25 protein-coding genes are annotated in these 26,627 nt (G+C 64.0%); 15 read left to right on the top strand and 10 right to left on the bottom strand.

The features are described 5' to 3' along the window. Position 1: 1 nt before the first annotated feature. From BXE_RS25710 to BXE_RS25695, 4 genes are all read right to left on the bottom strand, one after another. Positions 2–1,297 carry a multicopper oxidase family protein gene (locus tag BXE_RS25710; RefSeq protein WP_011491053.1) on the bottom strand — a complete coding sequence of 432 codons (1,296 nt, stop codon included), beginning with the start codon at positions 1,295–1,297 and terminating at the stop codon, positions 2–4. A gap of 1 nt (position 1,298) precedes the next feature. Further along, positions 1,299–2,729 (bottom strand): TolC family protein, encoded by a 1,431-nt coding sequence (locus BXE_RS25705; RefSeq protein WP_011491052.1) that lies wholly within the window; start codon positions 2,727–2,729, stop codon positions 1,299–1,301. Further along, positions 2,726–3,040 (bottom strand): hypothetical protein, encoded by a 315-nt coding sequence (locus BXE_RS25700; protein ID WP_040124001.1) that lies wholly within the window; start codon positions 3,038–3,040, stop codon positions 2,726–2,728. The genes BXE_RS25705 and BXE_RS25700 overlap by 4 nt, the downstream gene beginning before the upstream one ends. Positions 3,041–3,129: 89 nt before the next feature. Further along, positions 3,130–3,570 (bottom strand): hypothetical protein, encoded by a 441-nt coding sequence (locus BXE_RS25695; RefSeq protein WP_011491050.1) that lies wholly within the window; start codon positions 3,568–3,570, stop codon positions 3,130–3,132. Positions 3,571–3,722: 152 nt separating this feature from the next. Here BXE_RS25695 and BXE_RS25690 point away from each other — a divergent pair, with 152 nt between their 5' ends. Together BXE_RS25690 and BXE_RS25685 are read left to right on the top strand one after the other, a co-directional pair. Beyond that, on the top strand, positions 3,723–3,920 hold the full coding sequence (locus BXE_RS25690) for a heavy-metal-associated domain-containing protein (protein WP_011491049.1): 198 nt from the start codon (positions 3,723–3,725) through the stop codon (positions 3,918–3,920). Positions 3,921–4,037: 117 nt separating this feature from the next. After that, positions 4,038–4,433, top strand: a complete 396-nt coding sequence (locus BXE_RS25685) for a CopM family metallochaperone (RefSeq protein ID WP_011491048.1) — start codon at positions 4,038–4,040, stop codon at positions 4,431–4,433. A 135-nt stretch (positions 4,434–4,568) separates the two neighbouring features. Here the strand turns inward: BXE_RS25685 and prpF are convergent, their stop codons facing one another. From prpF to prpC, 3 genes are all read right to left on the bottom strand, one after another. Then, complete coding sequence (prpF, locus tag BXE_RS25680; RefSeq protein WP_011491047.1) at positions 4,569–5,756, bottom strand: 2-methylaconitate cis-trans isomerase PrpF; 1,188 nt, start codon at positions 5,754–5,756, stop codon at positions 4,569–4,571. Between the two features lie 138 nt (positions 5,757–5,894). Next, positions 5,895–8,492, bottom strand: a complete 2,598-nt coding sequence (gene acnD, locus BXE_RS25675; RefSeq protein WP_011491046.1) for a Fe/S-dependent 2-methylisocitrate dehydratase AcnD — start codon at positions 8,490–8,492, stop codon at positions 5,895–5,897. Between the two features lie 301 nt (positions 8,493–8,793). Beyond that, positions 8,794–9,963, bottom strand: coding sequence for a bifunctional 2-methylcitrate synthase/citrate synthase (gene prpC / locus BXE_RS25670; RefSeq protein ID WP_011491045.1), 1,170 nt, complete (start codon positions 9,961–9,963; stop codon positions 8,794–8,796). A 226-nt stretch (positions 9,964–10,189) separates the two neighbouring features. Between prpC and prpR the strand changes: the two genes are divergently transcribed. From prpR to BXE_RS25655, 3 genes are all read left to right on the top strand, one after another. After that, positions 10,190–12,151 (top strand): propionate catabolism operon regulatory protein PrpR, encoded by a 1,962-nt coding sequence (prpR, locus tag BXE_RS25665; protein WP_040124950.1) that lies wholly within the window; start codon positions 10,190–10,192, stop codon positions 12,149–12,151. 306 nt (positions 12,152–12,457) lie between these two features. Next, positions 12,458–13,816 carry an MFS transporter gene (locus BXE_RS25660; RefSeq protein ID WP_011491043.1) on the top strand — a complete coding sequence of 453 codons (1,359 nt, stop codon included), beginning with the start codon at positions 12,458–12,460 and terminating at the stop codon, positions 13,814–13,816. Positions 13,817–13,966: 150 nt separating this feature from the next. Beyond that, the gene (locus BXE_RS25655) at positions 13,967–14,293 is read left to right on the top strand and encodes a hypothetical protein (protein WP_011491042.1); all 327 of its coding nucleotides are present in this window, start codon (positions 13,967–13,969) and stop codon (positions 14,291–14,293) included. Between the two features lie 62 nt (positions 14,294–14,355). Here BXE_RS25655 and BXE_RS25650 read toward each other — a convergent pair whose 3' ends face one another. Next, the gene (locus tag BXE_RS25650) at positions 14,356–15,081 is read right to left on the bottom strand and encodes a haloacid dehalogenase type II (RefSeq protein WP_011491041.1); all 726 of its coding nucleotides are present in this window, start codon (positions 15,079–15,081) and stop codon (positions 14,356–14,358) included. Positions 15,082–15,423: 342 nt separating this feature from the next. On the opposite strand from BXE_RS25650, the gene BXE_RS25645 reads away from it, so the two are divergent. The 10 genes from BXE_RS25645 to BXE_RS25600 all read left to right on the top strand — a co-directional run bounded on the left by BXE_RS25645 (position 15,424) and on the right by BXE_RS25600 (position 24,917). Further along, positions 15,424–16,782, top strand: coding sequence for an MFS transporter (locus tag BXE_RS25645; protein ID WP_011491040.1), 1,359 nt, complete (start codon positions 15,424–15,426; stop codon positions 16,780–16,782). A 57-nt stretch (positions 16,783–16,839) separates the two neighbouring features. Next, positions 16,840–18,057, top strand: a complete 1,218-nt coding sequence (locus tag BXE_RS25640; protein ID WP_011491039.1) for an acyl-CoA dehydrogenase family protein — start codon at positions 16,840–16,842, stop codon at positions 18,055–18,057. Between the two features lie 30 nt (positions 18,058–18,087). Continuing rightward, entirely contained in the window at positions 18,088–18,639 is a 552-nt protein-coding gene (hpaC, locus tag BXE_RS25635) for a 4-hydroxyphenylacetate 3-monooxygenase, reductase component (protein WP_011491038.1), read from the top strand. Positions 18,640–18,641: 2 nt separating this feature from the next. Then, positions 18,642–19,349, top strand: a complete 708-nt coding sequence (locus BXE_RS25630; protein WP_040124954.1) for a hypothetical protein — start codon at positions 18,642–18,644, stop codon at positions 19,347–19,349. Positions 19,350–19,377: 28 nt separating this feature from the next. Then, positions 19,378–20,328, top strand: coding sequence for a LysR family transcriptional regulator (locus BXE_RS25625; protein ID WP_011491036.1), 951 nt, complete (start codon positions 19,378–19,380; stop codon positions 20,326–20,328). Between the two features lie 18 nt (positions 20,329–20,346). Next, positions 20,347–21,246, top strand: a complete 900-nt coding sequence (locus BXE_RS25620; protein ID WP_040124957.1) for a LysR family transcriptional regulator — start codon at positions 20,347–20,349, stop codon at positions 21,244–21,246. Positions 21,247–21,370: 124 nt separating this feature from the next. Continuing rightward, on the top strand, positions 21,371–22,693 hold the full coding sequence (locus BXE_RS25615) for an MFS transporter (protein ID WP_011491034.1): 1,323 nt from the start codon (positions 21,371–21,373) through the stop codon (positions 22,691–22,693). Between the two features lie 99 nt (positions 22,694–22,792). Further along, positions 22,793–23,842 (top strand): amidohydrolase family protein, encoded by a 1,050-nt coding sequence (locus BXE_RS25610; RefSeq protein WP_011491033.1) that lies wholly within the window; start codon positions 22,793–22,795, stop codon positions 23,840–23,842. Further along, complete coding sequence (locus tag BXE_RS25605; protein ID WP_011491032.1) at positions 23,839–24,507, top strand: RraA family protein; 669 nt, start codon at positions 23,839–23,841, stop codon at positions 24,505–24,507. The genes BXE_RS25610 and BXE_RS25605 overlap by 4 nt, the downstream gene beginning before the upstream one ends. A gap of 11 nt (positions 24,508–24,518) precedes the next feature. Then, the gene (locus BXE_RS25600) at positions 24,519–24,917 is read left to right on the top strand and encodes a hypothetical protein (RefSeq protein ID WP_011491031.1); all 399 of its coding nucleotides are present in this window, start codon (positions 24,519–24,521) and stop codon (positions 24,915–24,917) included. A gap of 24 nt (positions 24,918–24,941) precedes the next feature. On the opposite strand, the gene BXE_RS25595 is transcribed toward BXE_RS25600, so the two are convergent. Both BXE_RS25595 and BXE_RS25590 read right to left on the bottom strand, forming a co-directional pair. Continuing rightward, complete coding sequence (locus BXE_RS25595) at positions 24,942–25,796, bottom strand: AraC family transcriptional regulator (protein ID WP_011491030.1); 855 nt, start codon at positions 25,794–25,796, stop codon at positions 24,942–24,944. A 21-nt stretch (positions 25,797–25,817) separates the two neighbouring features. After that, entirely contained in the window at positions 25,818–26,531 is a 714-nt protein-coding gene (locus tag BXE_RS25590) for an alanyl-tRNA editing protein (protein WP_011491029.1), read from the bottom strand. Positions 26,532–26,627 lie beyond the last annotated feature (96 nt).

Genomic DNA, 26,627 nt, shown 5'->3' with positions numbered 1-26,627 from the left:
ATCAACTGTCCGGCAGCTCGCCGGTATATTCATAAGCCACCGTTCCTTTCGGATGCGCGAACCAGCCCGGATCGCGGTAATCGTCGCGCCCTAACCCTTCGCGCACTTTCACCACCGTGAACATGCCGCCCATTTCCAGCGCGCCGAATGGTCCGGTGCCGGTCATCATCGGCAGTGTGTTGTCGGGCAACGGCATTGCCATTGCACCCATCGAACCGCCCGTGCTGCCCATCGCCATATAGTCGGGCACCAGCCGGTTGATGCGTTTCGCCAGGTCTTTCTGCGGCACGCCGATCATGTTCGGAACCTGATGCCCCATCGCATTCATCGTGTGATGCGACTTGTGGCAATGGAACGCCCAGTCGCCCGGACGATTCGCCGTGAACTCGATGACACGCATCTGCCCGACCGCGATATCGGCCGTGACCTCGGGCCAGCGCGCGGAAGGCGGAATCCAGCCGCCGTCCGTGCCCACCACTTCGAAGTGGTAGCCGTGCAGATGAATTGGGTGATTGGTCATCGTCAGATTGCCGACGCGGATACGCACACGATCGCCCGCGCGCACCGGCAGCGAATCGATGCCCGGAAACACGCGCGCGTTCCATGTCCACATATTGAAGTCGGTCATTTCGTTCACGCGCGGCGTGAAGCTGCCCGGATCGATGTCGTAGGCTGACATGATGAACACGAAATCGCGGTCCACCTGCATCACGCCAGGATCTTTCGGATGAACGATGAACGTGCCCATCATGCCCATTGCCATCTGCACCATCTCGTCGGCGTGCGGGTGATACATGAAGGTGCCGGGCTTTTCGAGCCGGAATTCGTACACGAACGTCTTGCCCGGCGGAATGTGCGGCTGCGTGAGACCGCCCACGCCATCCATGCCGCACGGCAGCAGCATGCCGTGCCAGTGAACCGTGGTGTGCTCCGGCAGCCGGTTGGTCACGAAGATGCGTACCTTGTCGCCTTCGACGGCCTCGATGGTCGGCCCAGGCGCCTGCCCGTTGTAGCCCCATAGATTCACGCGCATGCCCGGCGCGAATTCGCGCACCACCGGTTCCGCGGTCAGATGAAATTCCTTCCAGCCGTTCTTCATGCGCCACGGCAGCGACCATCCGTTGAGCGTGGCGACCGGCGTGTAAGGCCGGCCAATCGACGGCGCGCGCGGCACCTGCATCGCGGACGCGGCCATCGTGGGCGCTTCGGGCAGCGACGCGGCGCCAGCCTTGCTGACCAGCGCGGCGCCTAGCAAAGCGGCACCCGAGCCGCCGATAAAATGTCGACGTGACACCATGTCATTGACCTTCCAGTTCAGTGGACGACGCCGCTTGCGTCGTGGATGCGAGCGGCGTCGCGATGGCAGCAGCCGGCAACTGGCCGCCGAGCGCCTGTTGCAAATCGGTTTGCGCGAGCCAGTAGTCTTTCAGCGCGTCGATAGCGCTATTCACCGCGCCGATCTGCTCGCGTGAATCGGCGAGCAGTTCGAATACGCTCGCGAGCATGCCGTTGTAGCGAAGCAGCAGTTCATCGGAGATGGTTTTGCGCACCGGCACGACTTCGTCCCGATAGTGCTTTGCCAGGTCATAGCCGGATACGTAGGCCGAATACGATTCGCGTACTTCGGAGCGCGCGTCGATCGCGGTCCCGGCAACGCGATTCACCGACTGCATGTAGATCGCTTCCGCACGCGCCACTTTGGCGCTGCCCCAGTCGAAAACGGGAAGCTCGACGCTGATCTCGTAGCCCTGCTCGCGGCCGTCGGAAGTCGTGAAATTGTTCTGATAGCCGACGTCCAGCGCGTTGATGAAACGCGTCGCTTTGCTCAAGCCCAGTGCACCGGCTACGCTTTGCGTTTGCAGCTTCGCGGCCTGGATGTCGAGCCGGTTCCGCATTGCGAAGGCTTCCAGATCGTGCAACTCGGGGCGCGTGGCAGGCAGATCGGGCAGACGCTCGGGCAGCCTGTACTGTGCTTGCGAACCCCAGAGCCCCATCGCGCGAGTCAGCTTTTCTCGCGCGGACACCGACTGTTGTCGCGCTCTTGCCACTTGCGCCATCGCTTCCGCGTAAAAGGCCTGCTCGCGCGCGTAGTCGAGCTTGCTGAAATTGCCCGCCTGCTGCATGCGTGACGCGAGTTCGGCGCTGGCTTCGGCCGAATCCTTCACCTGCTCCGCGTAGACCGCCGATTGCCCGGCCGCGACTGCGTTGATGTAGGCGCGCCGGGCATCGGCGGCGACTTTGAGCATGGCGTCCGCGGTGAGCAGGCGGGTCTGCTCGAAACGGCGGCTTTCGATACGCGTCGCCAGCGGCATTGTCAGCACCCTTAACATGCCGAGCGTGAAGGTGCGGCTGATACTCAGATCATCGCCACCATGCGTGCGGCTGAACGAGAAGCCGGGATTCGGCAGGCGGCCAGCCTGAACGAGGTCCGCTTCAGCGATGCCGAGTTCGCTATACGAAGCCTGCAAACCGCGGTTGTTCAGCAGCGCGACCTGGACCGCGTCGTCCATGCCAAGCGGCGCGGACAGCAGTTCTTGCGTGCGGCTGGCGGCAGTGCTTCGATCTTCATCCGTTTCTATCAGTACGGCGTCTTTGCCGAGCCGCTCTGAGGCCGCGGTCGAAACGGTGCCGAACCCGCCGTCTTTTGAGAATGTCGTGCAGCCGGCGAGCAATGCCGTTGCAATAGCAATTGCAATCGCGGGGGAAAATGGGAACACACGCGGCCTCATTTTGCCGCCCCTTCGTGGTGGGAACCGTGGCCCTCGTCTTTGGCCTCGGCGATGCCCGAATCGACGCCCGAATGCATCGTGCCGTGGCTCATTCCAGCGCCGTCAGAAGGTTGGGTCACCGCGCGATTGAGCGCCCGCCAACCCGCTGTTTGCTGCTCGCGGTACGGCCGATAGTCGGCCAGCGTGGATGGCGCCTCGACCGCAGGCACGGATACGGCCGCATCCGCCGGATCGGGAAATATGGTCGTGGCGTGCACGAGCGCCGGCAGACATGCCGTCGCGCCGAGCAACGCCGCAATGAACGTTCGCATGGATAGTCTCGTCATAGACCGTCCCGACGGACGACACACAGCCGCCATCGAGACGAAATGGAACACCGCAGCGCGAAGCTGCGAAAGAACTAGACGAGAGGGATTCGGGGAGGACGCTCGACGCCGTCAGTCAGAAACGACGCGACGCGCGCAGCGGGAGGCAGAGGAACAGCGAACTGAATGGCGCCGGCGGACAGAGAGGCCACCGGCGTGATCGGCAACGCGCCGCCGAAACAGCAGGACGCGCAGGTGGAGCAAGCATGCTCGTGATGCTCGCTGCTCCCCGAGTTGTGGTGCTGAAGGTGGGCACTGGCGATAGAGTCGGCTCGAGCGGCCTCCATCCCGGCATGGTCATGATGCTGCGCCATTGAACTGGCATGCTCATGAAGCGCGCGCACCCCGTCGCCCACGGAATGCGAGGACTCGCATTGCATGGAAAGGGCCGCGAACGACTGAACCGGAAGGCTCAGTACAAGCAGCACGACGATAAAGAGGTTGCGCCAGCGGGACATGGGTACGAAGTCTAGCATGCGATTCTGGAAAATCGTATGACTGGAGCGACGCCGCGCGTGCCCACTTTTAGTGCGGCGATACGGCTTCGGCCTGCCCGAAAAAAGACGCTTGACCTTACCGCCGTGGGAAGGTCCACGCTTGAACCATCACTTCTCATCGGAGGCAGGAAATGGAATTCACCGTCCCGGACATGTCGTGCGGCGGGTGCGCCAACGCCATAACACGTGCTGTCACGAGTCTCGACCCGGCTGCAAAGCTCGAAGTCGATCTCCCCGTTAAAATCGTCAAGGTCACATCGACACTGGCGCCCGCGCAGTTCATCGAGGCCATCGAGGCAGCGGGCTTTCATCCGTCGCTGAGAACCTGATCACCTGAAAGCCTGACCACCTGATAGGATCGCCGCCGGGGAGCGGAGGCGGAAACACGCACCCGCTTCCCGGCATCAGCGTCGTTCGAGACAACCTTTTCTCAATGGACATCCGTTATGAAGAACCTTCGCGCCTTTCGTGCCCTCTGCCTGCTCGGCGGCCTTGCGTTTGCTGTCGCCGCCGCGCCCGTCCACGCCCAGCAACCGGCGGCCATGCCCGGCATGGATATGTCCGGTTCAGCGGACGCCGGCACCGGCGAGTCGACGCAAGCGTTCAAGGCCGCCGACGACAAAATGATGCAGGACATGAGCGCCGACTACACGGGCAACACCGACAAGGACTTTGTCGCGCACATGATTCCGCATCATCAGGGCGCGATTGAAATGGCGCAGGTCGAGTTGAAATACGGCAAGGACCCGGAGTTGAAGCGGCTTGCAAGGAACATCATCAAGGCGCAGCACGAAGAAATCGCGTTTATGAAGGGATGGCAGGCGAAGCACGGGGTGAAGTGAGGGGGCGGGACACCCCCGCCGGCGGCATCCCGAACTCGCGCTTGAAAGGGCGTTTAAACGCGGCCTCCGATTCAAAACGCGCCGGCACGCTGCGTGAGGAACCGTCGGTACGATATCGACGGCGCCGCCCCCGCCTCACCTCTCCTGCGGCACCCGCACCCAGCCTTCCATCAACACCCGCGCGCTGCGGCTCATGATGGCCTTCGTGACCGTCCACTCTCCACCGCTCTCGCTCGCCTCGGCGCCGACCCGCAAGGTCCCCGACGGATGCCCGAAGCGCACCGACTTCTTCGCCCCGCCGCCCGCCGCGAGATTCACCAGCGTGCCCGAAATCGCCGCCGCCGTGCCGATCGCCACCGCGGCCGTGCCCATCATCGCGTGATGCAGTTTGCCCATCGACATCGCCCGCACCAGCAGATCGACGTCACCCGCACCAATGCGCTTGCCGCTCGACGCCACATAGTCGGCCGGCTTCGCGACGAATGCGACCTTCGGCGTATGCTGGCGCGTCGCGATCTCGTCGAGATGCCTGATCAGCCCCATGCGCAACGCGCCGTACGCGCGAATGGTCTCGAACATCGCCAGCGCTTTTTCGTCGCTATTGATGGCGTCCTGCAATTCCGTGCCCTTGTAGCCGATCGATTCCGCATCCACGAAAATGGTCGGAATACCCGCGTTGATCATGGTCGCCTTCAGCGTGCCGACGCCCGGCACTTCGAGGTCGTCGACCAGGTTGCCGGTCGGAAACATCGAACCGCCCGCGCCCTCTTCTTCGGCGGCCGGGTCCATGAATTCGAGTTGCACTTCAGCAGCCGGAAACGTGACGCCGTCGAGTTCGAAATCGCCGGTTTCCTGCACGGCGCCATTGGTCATCGGCACATGCCCGATGATCGTCTTGCCGATGTTCGCCTGCCAGATGCGCACAGTCGCCACGCCGTCGCGCGGAATCCGGCTCGGGTCGACGAGGCCCGCGCTGATCGCGAACGGTCCCACGGCGGCGGAAAGGTTGCCGCAATTGCCGCTCCAGTCCACAAACGCTTTGTCGATCGACACCTGCCCGAACAGGTAATCCACGTCGTGATCGGGCCGGCTGCTTTTGGCGATGATCACCGTCTTGCTGGTGCTCGACGTCGCGCCGCCCATGCCGTCGATCTGCTTGCCGTACGGATCGGGGCTGCCGATCACGCGCATCAGCAGCGCATCGCGCGCGGCGCCCGGCACCTGAGCGGCCTCGGGCAAATCCTGCAAGCGGAAAAACACACCTTTGCTGGTGCCGCCGCGCATATAAGTGGCGGCAATCTTGATCTGGGGTTGGTGGGCCATGAAAGTCGTGTCCTGATGTGGGCGGGCGGCCCCCGAGGGGACTTCCGGCAGGGCGTACGGCATGCCGCACCGTATCGCCCTGCCCCGCGTTAAAACGTTCGCTGCTTCAAGTTCGAGCGATCCGCAAACCAGGCGGCCTCAAGCCGCCGCTTTCGTCGATTCGAGGAAGTCCTGTGCAAAGCGTTGCAGCACGCCGCCGGCCTCATAGATCGAGACCTCCTCGGCGGTATCGAGGCGGCACGTGACCGGCACTTCCACGCGCTCACCGTTTTTGCGATGAATCACCAGCGTGAGATCCGTGCGCGGCTTGCGCTCGCCGATCACGTCGAAAGTTTCCGTGCCGTCGATACCGAGCGTGAGCCGGTTCACTCCAGGCTTGAACTCCAGCGGCAGCACGCCCATGCCCACCAGATTCGTGCGGTGAATGCGCTCGAACCCTTCCGCGACGATCGCTTCCGTGCCGGCAAGACGCACGCCCTTCGCCGCCCAGTCACGCGACGAACCCTGGCCATAATCGGCGCCGGCAATCACGATCAACGGCTGCTTGCGTTCCATGTAGGTTTCGATCGCTTCCCACATGCGCGTGACCTTGCCCTCGGGCTCGATGCGCGCCAGCGAACCCGCCTTCACCTTGCCGTCTTCGAGCACCATCTCGTTCTTCAGCGTGGGGTTCGCGAAGGTGGCGCGCTGTGCCGTCAGATGGTCGCCGCGGTGAGTCGCATAGGAATTGAAGTCTTCTTCCGGCAGCCCCATCTTCGCCAGATATTCACCCGACGCGCTGTCCGGCAGAATCGCGTTGGACGGCGACAGGTGATCGGTCGTGATGTTGTCGCCGAGCACGGCTAGCGGGCGCATGCCCTTGAGCGTGCGCTCACCGGCGAGCGCGCCTTCCCAATACGGCGGACGGCGAATGTACGTGCTCATGGGGCGCCAGTCATAGAGCGGGCTGGCCTTCTCGCCCGTGTCGACCGTGACCGCGAACATCGGCTCGTACACCTTGCGGAATTGCTCCGGTTTCACGCTCGACGCCACGATCGCATCGATCTCCGCGTCCGACGGCCAGATGTCCTTCAGCGTGACGGCGTGACCGTCGGCGTCGATACCGAGCACGTCTTTCTCGATGTCGAAGCGGATCGTGCCCGCAATCGCATAAGCCACCACCAGCGGCGGCGACGCGAGGAATGCCTGCTTCGCGTACGGATGAATGCGGCCGTCGAAGTTGCGGTTGCCCGACAGCACGGCCGTCGCATACAGGTCGCGATCGACGATCTCTTTCTGGATCGCCGGGTCCAACGCACCGGACATGCCGTTGCACGACGTGCACGCATACGCGACCACGCCAAAGCCCAGTTGCTCCAGATCGTGCAACAGTCCCGCTTCTTCCAGATATAGCGTGACCGCCTTCGAGCCCGGCGCGAGCGAAGTCTTCGCCCAGGGCTTGCGCGTCAGTCCACGCCGGTTCGCGTTACGCGCCAGCAGACCGGCCGCGATCATGTTGCGCGGATTGTTGGTGTTCGTGCAGCTCGTGATAGCGGCAATGATCACCGCACCGTCCGGCATCAGGCCAGGCTCGTTCTCCACCTTGCCGCTGATGCCGCGCGCCGCCAGCTCCGACACCGGCAAACGGCGATGCGGATTGGACGGACCGGCCAGCGTGCGCACCACGGTGGAGAGGTCGAACTTCAGCACGCGTTCGTACTCCGCATGCTTGAGGCTGTCCGCCCACAGGCCGGTTTCCTTCGCGTAGGTTTCCACCAGTTTGACGAGCTCGTCGTCGCGGCCGGTGAGCTTGAGGTACTTGATGGTCTGTTCGTCGATATAGAACATCGCGGCCGTGGCGCCGAATTCCGGCGACATGTTGGCGATGGTCGCGCGGTCGCCGAGCGTGAGGTTGGCCGTGCCGGCGCCAAAGAATTCGAGGTACGCGCCGACCACTTTCTCCTTGCGCAGGAATTCGGTCAACGAGAGCACGACATCGGTCGCCGTAATGCCTTCGCCCGGCTTGCCGGTCAGTTCCACGCCGACGATATCCGGCAGGCGCATATACGACGCGCGGCCCAGCATCACGCTTTCCGCTTCGAGTCCGCCCACGCCGACGGCGATCACGCCGAGCGCGTCCACCATCGGCGTATGGGAGTCGGTGCCGACCAGCGTATCGGGGAAAGCCACGCCGTCTTTCACCTGCACCACCGGGCTCATGCGTTCGAGGTTGATCTGATGCAGGATGCCGTTGCCCGGCGGAATCACGTCGACGTTCCTGAACGCACGCCTGGTCCAGTTGATGAAGTCGAAGCGGTCTTCATTACGGCGGTCCTCGATCGCGCGGTTCTTCGCGAACGCATCCGGATCGAAACCGCCGCACTCGACGGCGAGCGAATGGTCTACCACCAGTTGGGTCGGCACCACGGGGTTGACCATTGCCGGATCGCCGCCTTGCGCGGCAATCGCGTCGCGCAGACCGGCGAGGTCGACCAGAGCGGTCTGGCCGAGAATGTCATGACAGACCACGCGCGCCGGGAACCACGGAAAATCCAGTTCGCGCTTGCGTTCGATGATCTGTTTAAGCGAAGCAACGAGCGTGACCGGGTCGCAGCGGCGCACGAGGTTCTCTGCCAGCACGCGCGACGTGTACGGCAACTTGTCGTAAGCGCCGGGCTGAATGGCTTCGATGGCGGCACGCGTGTCGAAGAAATCGAGCTGGGTGCCGGGAAGGCGTTTGCGGTTTGCGGTATTCATGGCGTAGGGGACAAAACAGTAATGATCCGGGGACGATGGCGGCGGCCGATCACAATCAGCTGCCCCTTTTTCGAGCGCTTCCCTGGCGGGCCGGTCAGGTACGTGTAGTTTAAGCTCGCGGCAGCGGGCCGGTTGGATTTGCCGGCGTTCACGTCGACGCGCCGCAAAAAACAGCCTTGGCCCGGGGTTCCAGCGAGCCAAGGCCCAATTTCATTGCGTCGCGCTCTCGAGACGCAATGAAGGAAAAGCACTTGTGCCGGCGCGTCGACCCTTTGCGCGCCAGACAGTACTCACGACGTCGTCAAACACGCTTCGCGAGCGGCACGAACGGCAGATCGTCGGGCCCGGTGTAATTCGCGCTCGGACGGATGATCTTGTTGTCGATGCGCTGCTCGATGATGTGCGCGCTCCAGCCTGCCGTACGCGCGATCACGAAGAGCGGCGTGAACATGGCCGTGGGCACACCCATCATGTGATACGAGACCGCGCTGAACCAGTCCAGATTCGGGAACATCTTCTTCGCGTCCCACATCACCGACTCCAGCCGCTCGGCAATGCTGAACAGCCTGGTGTTGCCCGCTTCCTTCGAGAGCTTCTTCGCGACTTCCTTGATGACCTTGTTGCGCGGGTCCGAAATCGTGTACACGGGGTGACCGAAACCGATCACCACTTCCTTGTTCTCGACGCGGCGGCGGATATCCGCTTCGGCTTCGTCCGGCGTCTGGTAGCGCGACTGGATCTCGAACGCGACTTCATTCGCGCCGCCGTGCTTCGGTCCGCGCAGCGCGCCGATCGCGCCGGTAAGGGCCGAGTAGATGTCCGAGCCCGTGCCCGCGATCACGCGGCCCGTGAAGGTCGACGCGTTGAATTCATGCTCGGCGTACAGGTTCAGCGACACGTGCATCGCGTCGACCCATGCGTTGGACGGCTCCACGCCGTGCAGCAGATGCAGGAAGTGGCCGCCGATCGAATCGTCGTCGGTTTCCACCTCGATGCGCTTGCCGTTGTGCGAGTAGTGGTACCAGTACAGCAGCATCGAACCGAGCGAAGCCATCAGCCTGTCGGCGATGTCGCGCGCGCCCGGCAGGTTATGGTCGTCTTTCTCCGGCAGCACGGTGCCGAGCACCGATACGCCGGTGCGCATCACGTCCATCGGATGCGCGGCGGCCGGGATCCATTCGAGCGCGGCCTTGACGTTCGCGGGCAGGCCGCGCAGCGCCTTGAGCTTCGTTTTGTACGCGGTGAGTTCGGCTTGCGTCGGCAGCTTTTCGTGGACCAGCAGGTACGCGATTTCTTCGAATTCGCAGGCGCTGGCGATATCGAGAATGTCGTAGCCGCGATAGTGCAGGTCGTTGCCGGTCTTGCCGACCGTACAGAGGGCCGTGTTGCCCGCCGTCACGCCCGACAGGGCGACGGATTTTTTCGGTTTGAACGCGCCCGTGTTCGGCGTGCTGTTGTCTGCTTCGCTCATGACTGTCTCCAGATTCCAGATAGATGTATGGGGGATGCTTTCACCGGGTGCTGAAATGCAAAGAATGGGCCACCCACCAGAGTGCGCGCTAAGTGCCTGATTTACCAAAGACTCCTCGCGACGCCGGATCGCCCTTCATTTCATAAATGAAATGACGATTTCAAATTGGAAATGGATGCGCGCATAATAGGCGGACATGTCCAACCCAGCCGCGAGCCGCCCCGCCTTGAGCACACCTCTTTTCGAACCCGCCCAGCGCCCCCGCATCTGGGCGCTCAGCATCAGCCGCCTGCGGGATCTGTTTTTCGATATCGCCGGCGAATATGTGGAACGCGCGGACCTGCGCATCGTCGCGCACGGTTTCGAAGACGCCGTGCGCGAAGTCGAGGCCGCGGGCACGGGTCGTCCGGATGTCGTGATTGCCGGCGGCTCGAACGGCGCGTACCTGAAAACGCGCGTGTCGGTGCCGGTCGTGCTGATCGGCCCCACCGGATTCGACGTGATGCATGCGCTCGCGCGCGCGCGCCGCGACGGCGCGAAGGTCGCGCTCGTCTCGCACGGCGATACGCCCGACGAAGTGCGGCGCTTCTCGGCCGCCTATGCGCTCGACGTCACGTTCGCTTCCTATCAATCGGCGCAGGACGCGGAGAGCGTCGTGCTCGATCTGCGCGATCGCGGCATCGACGTGGTGGTCGGCCCCGGACTCGTCACGGATCTGGCCGCGAATGCCGGCATGGGCGCGGTGTTTCTCTACTCGCGCGCGTCGGTGCGCGCGGCTTTCGATACGGCGCTCGAAGTCGCCCAGGCCACAAGGCGGGAAACGGTCCGGCGTCAACGGCTCGACAATCTGCTACAGCATCTGCGCGACGGCGTCGTCGCGCTCGACGCGCAAGGGCGGGTCGAAGCGATGAACCAGCGCCTCGCGAGCGTGCTCGGCCTCGACGCGGCGAATGCGGTGGGCCGCGTGCTGCTCGAACTCGCGCCCGATCTCGCGGGCAGCCTGCCGGACGCGGACGGCGACACGTTCTGCACGGTGCGCGGCGCGAGCTATGTCGTGCATCGCGGGCCGCTTGCCAGCACCGGCTCGGCGGCGGGCACCGTGCTGACGTTTCAGGAATCGCGCGCGGTTGAACGGCTCGACCGGACCCTGCGCTCGCGCCAGCGTGTGCAGCAGTTCAGCGCGCGTTACCGGCTCGCCGATATCGTGGGCGCGTCCGAATCGATCGAGCGGGTGCGCACGCTCGTCAAACGCTATGCCCGCTCGGACGCCACCGTGTTGATCCTCGGCGAAAGCGGCACGGGCAAGGAGATGGTCGCGCAGAGCATGCATCAGCTGAGCGCGCGGCGCGACTTCGCGTTCGTCGCGATCAATTGCGGCGCGTTTCCCGAGGCGCTGCTGGAGAGCGAACTGTTCGGCTACGAGGAAGGCGCGTTCACCGGCGCGCGCAAGGGCGGCAAGGCGGGGCTGATCGAAGTGGCACACCGCGGCACGCTGTTTCTGGATGAAATCGGCGAGATGCCGCTGTCGTTGCAAAGCCGGCTTCTGCGCGTGCTGCAGGAGCGCGAAGTGGTACGGCTTGGTTCGACGGAGCCCACACGGGTCGATATTCGCGTGGTCGCGGCGACGCATCGCGCGTTGACCGAGGGTATCGAAGCGGGCAGCTTTCGCGCCGACCTGTACTACCGTCTCAACATTCTGAGCATCGCGCTGCCGCCGCTGCGCGAGCGGCCGACCGATCTGCTGCCGCTTGCCGTCGAACTGCTGCTGCAAGCCGCGGCGCGTGAACCGAGGCTCGCGGGGCGTTTGCCCGACGCGGCCGCCGCCGAACACCTGCTCGCCGCGCTCGACGAGCCGTTCAGACGTTACGCGTGGCCCGGCAACGTGCGCGAATTGCAGAACGTGATCGAACGGATCGCCGTGGAACTCGCAGACGCGGACGCGCTTCCCCAGGACAGCACCGAAGCCGTTTTCACACGCGACATGCTGCGCACGGTCGCGCCGGAAATCGTCGAGCCCCACGCGCGCGGCAGGAAGGCCGCGCTATCCCTGCGCGAGCGCAGCCGTCACGTGGAAGCCGACGAAATCCGCGCCGCGCTCGCCGCGCACGACGGCGACCGCGACGCGGTCTGCGAGGCGCTCGGCATCAGCAAGACGACACTCTGGCGGAAGCTGAACGCGGCGCAGTAGGTAGGCGCCGAGGTTGCGGAACACATGCTCGCGAACGAGAGAACACTACCGGCTCCGCCAATTCCATCGGCTCGATATCCGTCCGCGCGCTGCGACGTTCCAGCGCATCCACGAGAGCGTCGGGTAATCCCGCGTTGACCCATCGTTGTCGAATTACTTACAGTTCAGCGTTTGTTCGAATAAAGAATCATGGTTCTACATACGAACAAACTAGAAACGACGGAAAGCAGATGACGACCGGCTCGTCCACGTGATAGCCGCTCGTCACGGCGAGCCCTTCCGTATTCCGCAGTCAGGAGACACATCATGAGCCGCAGTAACGCTGTGAACGTTCAGACCTTCATCAACGACCATCCGTTTTCGCCGTTCCAGTGGCTCGTCTTTTTCATGTGTTTCATCATCGTCCTGCTGGACGGTTTTGACACGGCCGCGATCGGCTTCATTGCGCCTTCGCTAATCGCCGAATGGGGTATCACGCGGCCGGCGCTCGCCCCTGTGCTGAGCGCGGCGCTGTTCGGCCTCGCCTGCGGCGCGCTGGGTTCGGGGCCACTCTCCGACCGGCTCGGACGGCGTTCCATGCTGCTCGCCGCGGTGCTGCTGTTCGGCGTGGCGTGCCTCGGTTCGGCCTTCTCGAACAGCATCGAACAGTTGACCGCGCTGCGCTTCATCACCGGCGTCGGTCTCGGCGCGGCCATGCCGAACGCCGTGACGATGATGGGCGAATACTGCCCGGATCGCCGCCGCGCGACCGTGATCAATCTGATGTTCTGCGGCTTTCCGCTGGGCGCCGCGTTCGGCGGATTTCTCGCGGCGTGGATGATTCCGCATTTCGGCTGGCGCAGCGTGCTGCTGCTCGGCGGCATTACTCCGCTGCTGCTTCTGGTCGTGCTGGTGATCCAGATGCCGGAGTCGGTGCGCTACATGGTGGCCAATGGCCAGCCGGTCGAACGGATTCGCGCGGCGCTCTTGCGCATTTCGGGCGAAGCCGCGCAGGCGGGCACCTTCATCATGACCGAAAGCGCGCCGCAAACCGGCGGCAAGGGCGCGGCCGTGGTGCTGTCGCGCTCGTACATCATCGGCTCGGTGATGCTGTGGGTTGCCTATTTCATGGGCCTCGTCATCTTCTACGCGTCGATCAACTGGATGCCGATCCTGCTGAAAGACGCCGGACTCACGCCGCAACGCGCGACGCTGATTTCCGCGCTGTTCCCGCTCGGCGGCGTGGGCGCGGTGCTGTGCGGCGTGCTGATGGACCGCTTCAACGCGAACCGGATCATCGCGGCCTGCTATGCGTTGACGGCCGTGAGCGTGTATTTCATCGGCCAGGCGGTAGGCAACGTGGGCGCGCTCGTGTTCATCGTGTTCGTGGCGGGTGTGTTGATGAACACCGCGCAATCGTCGATGCCGGCGCTCGCCGCCGCATTCTATCCGACCGAAGGCCGCGGCACGGGCGTGGCGTGGATGCTCGGCGTTGGACGCTTCGGCGGCATTGCGGGTTCGTTCCTCGTGGCCGAACTGACACGCCGCCATTTCACCTTCGCGGGCATCTTCGCGACGGTCGCGGCGGCGGGTCTGATTTCGTGCGTGGCGTTGCTGATCAAGCAGGCGGCACGGCCACATGTGGCGAACGTGAGCGCGTCGAAGACCGAGTCGTTCGGACATTGAACGGCCGCAAAGGGCCGCAAAGAGCCGCGCGTGAAAAAACGCGGCACGTGAGTTCCCGATAAACTACGCCGTTGTCGACCCGTTCGGTTGCCGCGGTGGTGGATGCCAGCGCTTTCGCACCGTCGCTCATCTAACCACAGGATTCAGGGAATGAAACGCGTAGTCGTAGCCGCGCTGCTTGCGGTGTGCCTCGCGCAACCGGCCGTTCGAGCCGTGGCGCAAACCGTCAGCGATCAGTGCTTTGCGATCGGTGATATCGCCGCTCAGGTGGCCTCGTGGCGCGCGCACAAAAAGACCCGGACACAAGCGCTCGATCAGGCGGCCAGCTATTACAAGGATGCGGCCGACCGGCAAGCGGTCAACGCCATCATCGAGAAGATCTACAGCCCGGACGCGCCACACATGACACCGGATCAGGCCAGCATGGCGTTCACCTCGGACTGTGTGAAGCATAAGGCGCAGGCGCCCACGCAGTAGCGCCCGCGGCAACCTCCGCTCGCGAAAGCCTGCGCGCCGCTGCGCTAATACCGGCTCACCGGCTACTTTGGCTGCAAAGCCTGCTGATGCGCTTTCACCAGTTCGGCCATGCTATTGAAGCGGAAATCGATTTCCGGCTGCGAGCCCGGATCCATCGTCGCGCCGAAACCCTGCTTCGCGTGCCGGCGATAAATCCAGCACGACGCCAGGCCGAACGCGTTCGCCGGCTGGTGGTCGTGAAACAGGCTCTCCGCCGTGTGCAGAATCTTCTCCCTGGCCACGCCCCGTTCGCCCAGCTTTTCCAGCATGTATTCGAAATTGCGCGGCGACGGTTTATATGATCCGATATCTTCGGCCGTGAAGATCGCGTCGAATTCGACCTGCAGTTTCGCGTTGCTATAAGCAAAGCTTTCGTTGTCGACGTTCGACAGAATCACGAGCCTGTAATGCTGCTTGAGATATTGCAACGCGGCGGCTGAATCGTCGAACGCCGGCCAGTTCTGAATGGACTTGCCATACGCCACGCAATCGGCAAGCGTGTACGGCACCTGCCACTCCTCCGCGAGACGCTTGTAGACGATCGGCAGCAGTTCCTGATAACGCCGCGCCGGCGTGTATTTCTGCTGCGACGATTCATGCCGCGCGTGCGCTGCGAGCACCTGGTCACGCGTAAGCGGCGGTTCGACACGTGCCAGCAGCGGCCGCAAACCTTCGAAAATGCCGGTTTCCCAGTCGATCAACGTCCCGTAGCAGTCGAAGGTCAGCGTATCGAAGTCGGTCAGTTGCATTCCGGTTCCCTCCGTGATTCGCAGGATAAGACCACACAGTGTAGCGGCATGGCCTGCGCGCGGCCAAATCTCAGTTCCCCGAACCAATGCCCAAAGCGTTTCCGTTCCGAAGAAAACGCGACCCCAACCATCGCCCCGATAGCCCGATAGCCCGATAGCCTCGCGCGAAATAGCGTAACCGTCATGCATACGATTCATGACGGCCATTTTTGGCCCGAATTTGACCACGTTTTTTCACGGTCCTATCGTTCGACATGCCTGCCGGGCTCGTCTCGCCGCTCCAGCCGAACAACGAACATGGCGAGAACGCGCGACCCTCCACATCGTGACCCTCCACCTGCCATGAACTCTGACGCGACAGCCGCTCTGACACCCCTGCCCGCAATCCGGCCCACCAGCAAGGTTCGTCGCGCGGTGACGACCGCCGTGCTCGGCCAGGTGCTCGAATGGTACGACTTCTTTCTCTACGGCACCGCCGCCGCGCTCGTGTTCGGCAGGCTGTTCTTTCCGGTCGGCAGCGATCCGCTGACCGGCACGATCGCTGCATTCGGCGGCTTTACGGTGGGCTTCATCGCGCGGCCCATCGGCGGCGTGTTGTGCGGCCATATCGGCGACCGCTACGGCCGCAAGACGGTCATGATGCTGACGCTGCTCGTCATGGGCACGGCCACCGTCGGCATGGGTTTGCTGCCCACCTATCAGCAGATCGGTCTCGCGGCGCCCGTCATGCTGGTGCTGCTGCGCATTCTGCAAGGCCTCGCCGCCGGCGGCGAATGGAGCGGCAGCATCCTGCTGATCCACGAAAACGCGCCGGCCGCGAGACGCGGCGCGCTCGCGGCCTGGAGTCCGTGCGGCGCGGCGTTCGGCTTCGTGCTGTCCACCGCCGCGTTTCTTCTCGTGCAAACGCTCTCGCCCGCCGACTTTCACAGTTGGGGCTGGCGCGTGCCGTTCCTCTGCAGCGCCGTGCTGGTCGCGCTCGGCCTGTGGATGCGCCGCTCCGTCGGCGAAAGCGCGGAGTTCGCCGAAGTCAAGGCCACGCACCGCGACGCCCGCATGCCGATCGTCGAAGTACTGCGCCAATTCCCGCGCCAGGTACTGACGGTGTTCGGCCTGCGCTTCGGTGAAGGCGCGGCGTCGTACATCTTCTTCGCCTTCTCGATTGCGTATGGCCAGTTCATCGGCCTGAAATCGAGCTGGGTGCTCGGCGGCCTGACCGTGTCGATGCTGCTGATGATCCCCGTGTCCCTGTTGATGGGGCGCCTCACGGACCGGATCGGCCGCAAGCCGGTCTATCTCGCCGGCGCGCTGGCAATGGTGCTGGTCGCCTATCCGTATTTCGCGTTGCTCGGCTCTGGCGTGCTGTGGAAAGTCATTACGGCGCTCGTCCTCGCCAACAGCATCACGCTCGGCATTCTGGAAGGCGCGCAGCCCGCTTTCATCAGCGAACTGCTGCCCGTGCATCTGCGTTTCTCGGGGCTCGGCATCGGCCGCGAGATTTCGTCGGTACTCGGCGGCGGACTCTCGCCGATGGTGGCGACCGCGCTGCTCGCGCATTACCGCAGCGCCGCGCCGGTGGCTGTTTATCTCGTCGTGCTCGGTTTGATCACGGTACTCGCCACCTGTTTCGCACCCGAGACCTTTCCCAAAGCACTGCGGCTCCAGGCCAGGAGCAAAGAGCACGCCGGGCAGGAAAGCGTCTGACGCCCTCTCGACACGACTTCGTCCGAACTCATTCACTCCCATTCTCAAGCCGTCACCATGCAAAGCCTTCCGATGAGCAGTCTTTCGACCTACGCGTACGAGCCTCGTGCAACCGACCACACGGACCCGTATCCCGACTACGCGGGCCCGATCACGCTCGACGCGCTGACCGGCGAGATCGAACGCCGCCGCGACGAGTTCGATCACCTCTCGCATGTGCCGCGCGACATGATCGCGAAGATGAAGCGCGCGGGCATCTTTCGCGCCAGCACGCCGCAACGCTTCGGCGGCGACGCGCTGCCGCCCGCGCAGTTCCTCCGCATGCTCGAACGCATTGCGATCGCCGACGGCTCCGCGGCCTGGGTCGCGGCGTTCGGCTCGGCGAACACGTATCTCGCCGCGCTGCCGATCGAAACACAACAGCAGATTTACGCCACCGGTCCGGATCAGGTTTTCTCGGGCGGCCTCTATCCGCTGCAACCCGCGATCCCGGCGCCGGGCGGCTTCCTGGTCAGCGGGCAATGGCGCTTCGCGAGCGGCTGCAAAGGCGCGGACTGGATCGGCGTCGGCATTGGCGGCACGCCCGCCAACTCCGGCGGGGCGGCTGCGGGCAAGCCGTTTACGGCGGTGTTTCCCGCGCATGAGGTCGAGATCGTCGAGAACTGGAACGTGGTCGGCATGCAGGGAACCGGCAGCCACGATCTGCGGCTGCGTGACAAGTTCGTCGACGCGCAATGGACCTTCGTGCGCGGCGGCGTGGCGCTGATCGACGAACCGCTCTACCGCTACCCCGCCATCGCCTATCAGGCCCAGGTGCACGCCGCCGTGAATATCGGTCTCGCGCGAGCCGCACTCGATCTGCTCACCGGCATGTCCGGCTCGACCAAGACCACGACCGGCGCACCGCGCCTCGCCGATCGCGGCTATTACCGCTCGGGCCTCGCGAAAGCTGAGGCCAGTTGGCGCAGCGCCCGCGCGTTCTTCTACGAATCCGCCGAAGCCGCGTGGCAGACGATTATCGACGGCGATGCCGTCTCGCAGGAGCAGGCCAATCTGCTGCGCCTCAGCGCGACGCACGCCGCGCAGATCGGCGCCGAGGTGGTGATGCAGGCCTACCAGATGGCGGGCATCGCTGCGATCTATCGCGAGAGCCGGTTGCAGCGTCTCGTGCGCGATTCGATCGTGGTGACACAGCATGCGTTCCTGGGCGAAGGCACCTATGACGCGTCCGGCGCGTTGTTCGCCGGCGTGCCGCCGGTCACGCCTTTTCCGTAAGAAAGCACGGGAAGCACGCCCCGCCTCGCAATGCAGAAGGAAAACAAAGTGACGATCGAAGACACCAGAAAACGTTTCCGCGACGCGATGGCGTGCCTGCCGGCCGCCGTCAACATCGTCACCACGGATGGCCCCGGCGGCCGCTGCGGCATTACCGCAAGCGCGGTGTGCTCGGTAACGGACGCGCCGCCCACCATGCTCGTCTGTATCAATCAGGCCAGCTACGTGCATGACGTGCTGCATCGCAACCGCAGCGTGTGCATCAACGTGCTTGCCGCGGAGTGCCAGCAGCTCGCGCGCGATTTTGCCGGCATGACAGCGTGCTCGATGGACGAGCGATTCGGGCGCCACGCATGGACCGGAGGCGCGGCGTCGGCGCCGGTGCTGGCAGACGCGATCGCCAGTCTCGAAGGCGAGATCGTCGACATCAAGAAGGTCGGCTCGCACTCGGTGATGTTCGCGCAGATCCGTCACATTGCGTTGCGCCCGGATGGCGACGGCCTCATTTATTTCGGACGGCATTTTCATCGCCTGACGCGACCACCGGCTACAGCGCCGCTTGCCGCGCAAGCAGCGAGGTGAACGTGGAAGTCTGCCTCTTTCTGATTGGCCACGGTGCGCCTGGAAGTGAGGCGGGGTCTACCGAGCTGTCGCGGTTCGAAGCGGCATCGCAAGATATTGAGGGCTTGCGCCGTTTTGCGATCCACGTGCCGGCGCAAGCGGACGACTGCGATCCCTTGTCGAAGACCGACGCTTCCACATGCCCCCGCTGCGTGCTGCAATGGTATTTCGATGACCTCGAGCTGCTCGAACGAACGCTGCAACCCGGCCGCGCGATCCACGACCTGGTAGACGGTTCGTCGAACAACGGTCTCACCTTCACGCACCAGGTCATGGCGGTCAGGACATTCGCCACCCCGAATCCGTCCGGCCCCGGCACTCGCGCCGAACGTTGCACGTACCTCGTCAGCTATGAAGGCGAAGCGCAGGACTTCAACGCGTGGCTCACGCATTACCTGTTGCATCATCCACCGCTGATGGCGCAATTGCCCGGCATTCGCGAGCTCGAAATCTACACGCGGCTCGATTACCGGTCAGGTCTGCGCATCCGGCGCGCCACGGCCATGCAACGCAACAAGGTCGTCTTCGACGATCCCGCGGCGCTCGCCGCCGCGCTCGCGTCGCCCGTTCGCGCCAGCATGAAGCAGGACTTCAACGCCTTTCCGCCGTACAGCGGCGCGACACTCCATTTCCCTATGCGTAGCATTTACGGTAATCTGAAACCCAAATAAACGCCCTCCCTCGCCGCGATCGAACCTCATGAGCAAGTCGCACCCCGGCATTACGGACTTGAACCTGCTGCGTGTGTTTCTGGCCATCTCCGATCTGCGCAGCCTGACCGCCGCCGGGGAGCGTCTCGGACTCACGCAACCCGCGGTCAGCCATGCATTGCGCCGGCTGCGGGCGCTGTTCGACGACCCGCTCTTCGTGCGAACGCCTACCGGCATGGTTCCCACCGACGCTGCGCTGCGCCTGCACGCGCCGCTTACCCAGGCGTTCGGCATCATCAACGTCGCGGTCCAGCAAATCGCCAGGTTCGACCCCGCCACGGCACAACGCGTGTTTCGCGTGTCCATGTCGGATATGTCGGAGTTCTATTTCCTGCCGCCGCTTCTTTCAATGCTCGACCGCAGCGCACGCGGCATTCGCCTGGAAATTGCGAATGTCTCCGTCGACTCGGTGAGCTCGGCCATGCGCAGCGGCGAGATCGATCTCGCGCTCGGCTACGTGCCAGGTCTCGATACGGGCTGCGTGAGCAAGACGCTCTTCGTCGACGAACATGTTTGCGTGGTGCGCGCCGGCCACCCGCTGCGCAAGCAGAAGCCGACCAAGGAGGATCTCGCGAACCTGCGCTACGTCTATGCGAGCACCAACGCGACCGGCCACCGGATGGTCGAACAGTGGCTGGAAGAGCTGAATCTGCGCCGCGATATCGTGCTGCGCCTGCCGCATTTCGTGGTGGCGCCGGAGATCGTCCAGCATACCGACCTCGCGATGATTTTCCCGCGGAGTATCGCGCAGCGCTTCAACCGCAATAAGGCCTTTCGCATTCTGCCTTTGCCGTTCGCGCTGCCGCCCATTGAAATCCAGGTCCACTCGCACTCGCAATTTTCGGCGGACCCGGGTATTGCTTGGCTGCTCGACGCGATCTACGACATGTTCCATCAACCTGCGGTTAGTGCGGAAACGGCCGGCCCCGTACTGCGATAGGCACGGACGATGAACCATATGAACCTCAGGGCCCTGCAGTGCTTCGTGATTCTCGCGGAGGAACTCAATTTCAGCCGCGCCGCCGAGCGCCTGCATATCGCACAGCCCGCGCTGAGCCAGCAGATCCGTTCACTCGAAGAACGACTCGGCACGCAACTGGTCGACCGGGCAAGGCGCCCGCTGAGCCTCACCGAGGCCGGCCACTATCTGTGCAGCGAGGCGCGCCAGATACTCGGCACGCTGGAGCAGATGACGGTCGTCGCGCAGGAAATAGGCATTGGCCGGCGCGGCTGGCTGAGCATCGGCTTCACACGTTCGTCGATGTACAGCGTGCTGCCGCCCGCGCTCAAAGCGTTTCACGAGGCGTTTCCGCAGGTCGAACTGAAGCTCTTCGAAATGCTGACCGAAGAACAGACCGACGCGCTGCGCGACATGCGCATTCACATCGGCATTGGCCGGCAGCCGCTGGCGGTTGAAGGCTGCACGTCGTATCCGCTGCTGAGCGAGCCCGTCATGGCCGCGCTCGAACCGGGCCACCCGCTTGCCGCGCACAAGAAGGTGCGCATTGCCGATCTCGCCGATACCCCGTTGATTCTGTATCCGAAGCATCAGAACGCGCAGTTCAAACGCTCGGTGCTGTCGCTCTACCGCGATGCGGGCATCACGCCGGCCGTCGCGCACGAGGCATATGAAATCCAGACCGCGATTGCATTGGTGGCCGCGGGCCTCGGCGTGACGTTCATCGGCGAATCGGTGGCGCGGCACGGACGCACCGACGTGGCTTTCCGCCACCTCACCGGCCCGGGCTCGTCGTATCGCTCCACGCTCGCGGCCACCTTCCGCACCGACGACCCGTCGCCTCATCTGCGGGCGTTTCTGGCTTGTCTGCCCGCGCCGCAGGCGAACGCCACACTATAAGCAAAAAAATATAGAAGCATAAGCAAGCGGTCTTGGACTCCCTCCGCTCGCGTTCTTATCATTGACCCACACATGATTAGAACGAGGCCACGGCTACGGCCGTCGCCGCAAGGCAGGAGACAGGATGACCTCGATCAACGAAGCCGCAACCATGCGAAAAGTCTACGGGCGCCTGATGCCCCTGCTCTTCGCGATGATGTTCTTCAACTATCTCGACCGGATCAATATCGGTTTCGCCGCGCTGGATATGAACAAACAGCTCGGCTTCAGTCCGGCCGTGTTCGGCTTCGCGGGCAGCATCTTCTTTGTCGGCTACATGGTGCTGGAAGTGCCGAGCAACCTGTTGCTGCATCGCGTCGGCGCACGCCGCTGGATCGCACGCATATTGCTCACGTGGGGCGCGGTCGCCGCCGTCACGGCGTTCGTATTCAACGATTCGAGCTTCTACGTGCTGCGCTTTCTGCTCGGTGTCGTGGAAGCGGGTTTTCTGCCGGGCGTCGCGGTCTATCTGACGAAATGGTTTCCGGTACGCTACCGCGCGCGTGCAGTAGGCGGCTATATCATCGCCGGTTCGTTTTCGGCAGTGCTGGGCGGTCCCATTTCCACCGCGTTGATGACCTACGCGAACGGCATTCTCGGTTTGCAGGGCTGGCAATGGATGTTCATTCTCGAAGGCGTGCCGGCCATGCTGCTCGGTCTGTTGACGCTGCGCATCATGACCGAGCGTCCCGCCGACGCCGACTGGCTGTCCGGCGACGAAAAGCACTGGCTCGAATCGACGCTTGCCGCCGAGCGCGAAGCTGTGGGCGGTAACGCGCATTTTCCGCTGCTGCGCGTGGCGGGCGACATCCGCGTATGGAGTCTCGCCTGTCTGTTCGGTTGTGCGCTGGTCGGCATTTATGGCCTCTTTCTGTGGCTGCCGCAGATCGTCAAGAGTCTCGGCCATCTGACCAATCTCGAAGTCGGCTTTCTGTCGGCCGCGCCGCCTTTGCTCGGCGTGCTGGGCACGTTCCTGATCAGCCGCAGTTCCGATCGCACCGGCGACCGCAAGAAACACCTCGCATTCGTGTACGGCATGAGCGCGCTGGCGATTGCCGGCAGCGCGTACGCGCCGAACCCCGTGATCGCTTATGCGCTGCTGTGCGTGACCGGTTTGTTCATCTATGCGGGCAACCCGCTGTTCTGGAGCCTCGCATCCTCGTTCAGAACCGGCGCGGCGGGCGCCGCGACGATCGCGCTGATCAACACCATCGCGCAATTCGGCGGCCTGGTCGGCCCGTGGAGCATCGGTCTCGTGCGTAATGCGACCGGCAACTTCAAGCTGGCCTTGCTGACGATCGCGGCCTTCCTGGTTGTCGCGACGATCATCGCGCTGGTCATGCGCGTCACGCCGGCTGAGGACGAAGCGAGCGCCCTCGCCACCGGCGACGCCGCTCCGCGCGCCTGAGAGACGGCACAACCAGACGAACAGGTTGAAACGACAGCGGACCGAATCCGCGCGCGCATCACATGCACGCGCAACGACAACTCACAGGATTTGCACACCATGATCATCGATTGCCACGGTCACTATACGACCGCGCCACCTGCGCACGAAGCCTGGCGCGATCAGCAGATCGCCGCGCTCAGGGACGGCGGTACGCCGCCGCCCCGGCCTGTCATTAGCGACGACGAGATTCGCGAGAGCATCGAAACCGGCCAGTTGCGGATTCAGCGCGAACGTGGCACCGATCTGACGATTTTCTCGCCGCGAGCAGCCGGCATGGGCCATCACCTCGCCACCGCCGAAGCCAACGCACGCTGGTCGAGCGAATGCAACGACCTCGTGCACCGCGTGTGCGGACTTTTTCCGAGCAACTTTGTCGGCGTGTGCCAGTTGCCGCAGGCGCCCGGCGTGCCGCCCGCGAACTGCATCGCCGAATTGCGGCGTTGTGTCGAAGAGCTCGGTTTTATCGGCTGCAATCTGAATCCGGATCCGTCGGGCGGCCACTGGTCCGGCTTACCGCTCACGGACCGCTGCTGGTATCCGCTTTATGAAGCGATGGTGGAACTCGACGTGCCGGCAATGATCCACGTCTCCTCGTCGTGCAATCCGAATTTCCATGCGACGGGCGCGCATTACATCAACGGCGACACCTCGGCGTTCATGCAACTGCTGCAGGGCGACCTGTTCGCCGACTTTCCCACACTGCGCTTCGTCATTCCTCATGGCGGCGGCGCCGTGCCGTATCACTGGGGACGCTATCGCGGACTCGCGCAGGACATGAAGCGCCCGTTGCTCAGCGAATACCTGCTGAACAACGTGTTCTTCGACACCTGCGTCTATCACCAGCCCGGCACCGAACTGCTCGCCAAGGTCATTCCGGTCGGCAACATCCTGTTCGCGTCGGAAACCATCGGCGCGGTGCAGGGCATCGATCCGGAGACCGGCCACTATTACGACGACACGCGCCGCTATATCGACGCCATCGGATGGCTCAGCGACGCGGACCGCCAGCGTATCTACGAAGACAACGCGCGCGCCGTGTATGCACGGCTCTCGCGGCAACTCGATCGACAACTCGCTACACCGGCAACTCAAGGAGCAACGGTATGAACCCAATCGGATGGCGCGAATACGAGTCCGCGCCGCAGGCCAACCCGGCCACACTCGAAGCACTGCGTGAACTCGCGGTCTCGCTGCTGAGCGACAACATGGCGCGCGCGAGCGGCATGGTGGGCTTGCGGCCGTATCATCAGCCGCGAGCGATGGCCGGCACCGCCGTCACGGTCCACACGCGGCCGGGCGACAACCTCGCGATTCATCGCGCGTTCGACTTTTGCCGGCCCGGCGACGTGCTCGTGATCGACGGCGCAGGCGAACTCACGCAGGCGCTGATGGGCGAGATCATGGCCAGCTTCGCGGCAAGTCTCGGCGTGCAGGGTCTCGTGATAGACGGCGCGATACGCGATGTCGGCGCGCTGCGCCAGCGCGATTTTCCGGTGTACGCGCGCGGTGTGACGCATCGTGGCCCGTACAAGAACGGACCGGGGGAAATCAACGTGCCGGTCACGGTCGGCGGCACGGTGGTGCATCCTGGCGATATCATTGTCGGCGACGAAGACGGCCTGCTCGCCATCGCCCCCGCCGACGCGGAAGCGGTGATCGCGGGCGCGCGTCGCCAGCATGCGAAAGAAATGGCGGCGTTGAAGTCGATTGCCGACGGCGGGTTCGACCGCTCATGGGTCGTTCCGCACCGGCAACGGATGATGAACAACTGATCGCGGACCTCATGGCGCAATACCTGAACACGGCAGCCTTCCTCGAACTCGCGCGCGCTGCGCAGGCGTGCGCCGCCGCTCCCTGCTCGTGCGCGAAAACACCGCTGGAAGGCTGGCAATCGCAACCTCTGTCGCTCGATGAAACGCAGTTCGAGGAAATCGGCACGTTGTTGCGGGAGGACGATCCGGAGCCGACGTTCACCGAGTATCTGCCGGGCAAAACCACTTACTGGGCAGCGGATGCGCCTATCGCGCCGAGATACTTTCCGTATAACCGGTGCGCCGTGTGGCAATGCTCGTTGTGCGGGCGGCTTTATCTGCGTTACGTGGAGGGCGGCGGGTATTTCGTCGACCGACGGATTCGCGCGGTGCAGGCGACGTTGATCGAAGACGTGCCTTTAGAAGCGTGATGGTGGTGGCAAACCTCGCGCCGCCTAATGCCCCGGCTTCAACGCCGCATACGCGCCTGGCGTGATGCCATACGCGCGCTTGAACAGGCGGTTGAGATGGCTTTGATCGTAGAACCCCACCGCTGCGGCGGCCGTCGCCGCATTGTGGCCCGCCGCGAGCATCCGCTTCGCCGCCAGCAACCGCACCTGCGTCGCGTATGCGTGCGGCGGCAAGCCGAACGCCTTGCAGAAGGCGCGCGTGAGGTAATAGCGGCTCAAGCCGACCAGTTCCGCCAGTTCGTCGACGGAGATATCCCGCTCGTAATTGGCGGCGACGTACTCGCGCACCTGCTCCATCTTGCGTGCCTCGCGCCGCGGTTCGACCAGTTCCTCGCCTGAACGCCCATAGCGCCCGACCAGCATGCCCATTGCGGCCCACCAGTTCGCCTGACGCTCCATTAGCGAGACGGAGCCCCGTTCATCCAGGCTGGCGTGCGCCTTGACCAGCAGGCTTGCGAGATGCGGGTCCTGGTAGAGGCCAGGTGGAATCAACAGCGGCTTGTCGGCGCGCGAGTTGGAAGAGAAGACCGCGCTGAGCGCGCCAAGACCTTCCATGTCCAGATAGATGGCGCGATAAATCCATTCGCGGCCTTCCCAGACCTCGCCGCTATGGTATTCGCCGGGCCCGAAAACCAGCACGCTGCCAGGCCCGGCAATCTCGCTGCCTGCACGCGTATGACATTGGCCCGCGCCAGCCTCTGTCATGACAATGACGAGTTCGTCGTGCAGATGCCGGTCGAACTTGTGATTGCCGTAACGGGCGCTTGCAAGACACGCGCCGTCGAGCGCGCCGTCGCGCCAGCAAACCACCTCCGGCTCGCTTTTCTCCGATGTCTCCATAGCTCGCGCTCCGTGTGCCCTTCAAACCAGTTCGATTCTGACCCGGCGATTGCGACGGCCCTTGTTCTCGATCTTCGCGATGCGGATGGGCCGCGACTGCGCGGTATTGGTGAGATGCGTGCCGCCGCACGCCTGCCGGTCCAGATCGCCGATTTCGACGATGCGCACCGTGCCGTCCGGCGTCGGCGGCGGTGCGACCGAAAGGCTGCGGATCAGACCTTGCGTGGCTTTCGCTTCGGCAGCGCTGACGTAGTAGACGCGCACCTCCATTGCGTTGCGGATTACCTCGTTGGCGGGTTCTTCCAGCAGGCGCAGCGCGTCATTGTCCGCGTCGGGCAGATCGAAGTCCATGCGCGCTGTGCCGTCGGCGTTGATCTGCGCGCCGGTCACGAGCGCGCCGGCAAAGCGCTGATACACCAACGCGTTGAGAATATGCGTAGCGGTATGGAGTTGGGCGACCGTGGCGCGCCGCGCCGCGTCGATAGCCACGTGCACGTTGCCGGCCAGTTCGAGCGGCTCGTCGAGCAGATGCCACAGCACGTCGCCTTCCGCCGCGACGCCGGTGATACGCACCGCGCCGTGCGCGTGCGTGAGCGTGGCCGCGTCCGACACCTGGCCGCCGCCGCCCGGATGCAGCGCGGAACGGCCCAGCACCACCGCGCCGGGCCGTGCGGCGATCACGGCCGTTTCGAAGTCCAGCAGATCCGGCTGCTCATGGCAAAGATAATGCGGCACCTTGATGTCCTCGCAGGAATTGGCTGAATAGGCCTAAGCATACCCAGTCCCGTGCGAGGCCGTCTTGGTTAAAAATGCCCTTCGGGCGGATCGCGG

Origin of the sequence: Paraburkholderia xenovorans LB400, from assembly GCF_000013645.1 — a bacterium.
GTDB classification, from domain to species: domain Bacteria; phylum Pseudomonadota; class Gammaproteobacteria; order Burkholderiales; family Burkholderiaceae; genus Paraburkholderia; species Paraburkholderia xenovorans.
This window is presented reverse-complemented; position numbering and strand designations above follow the sequence as displayed.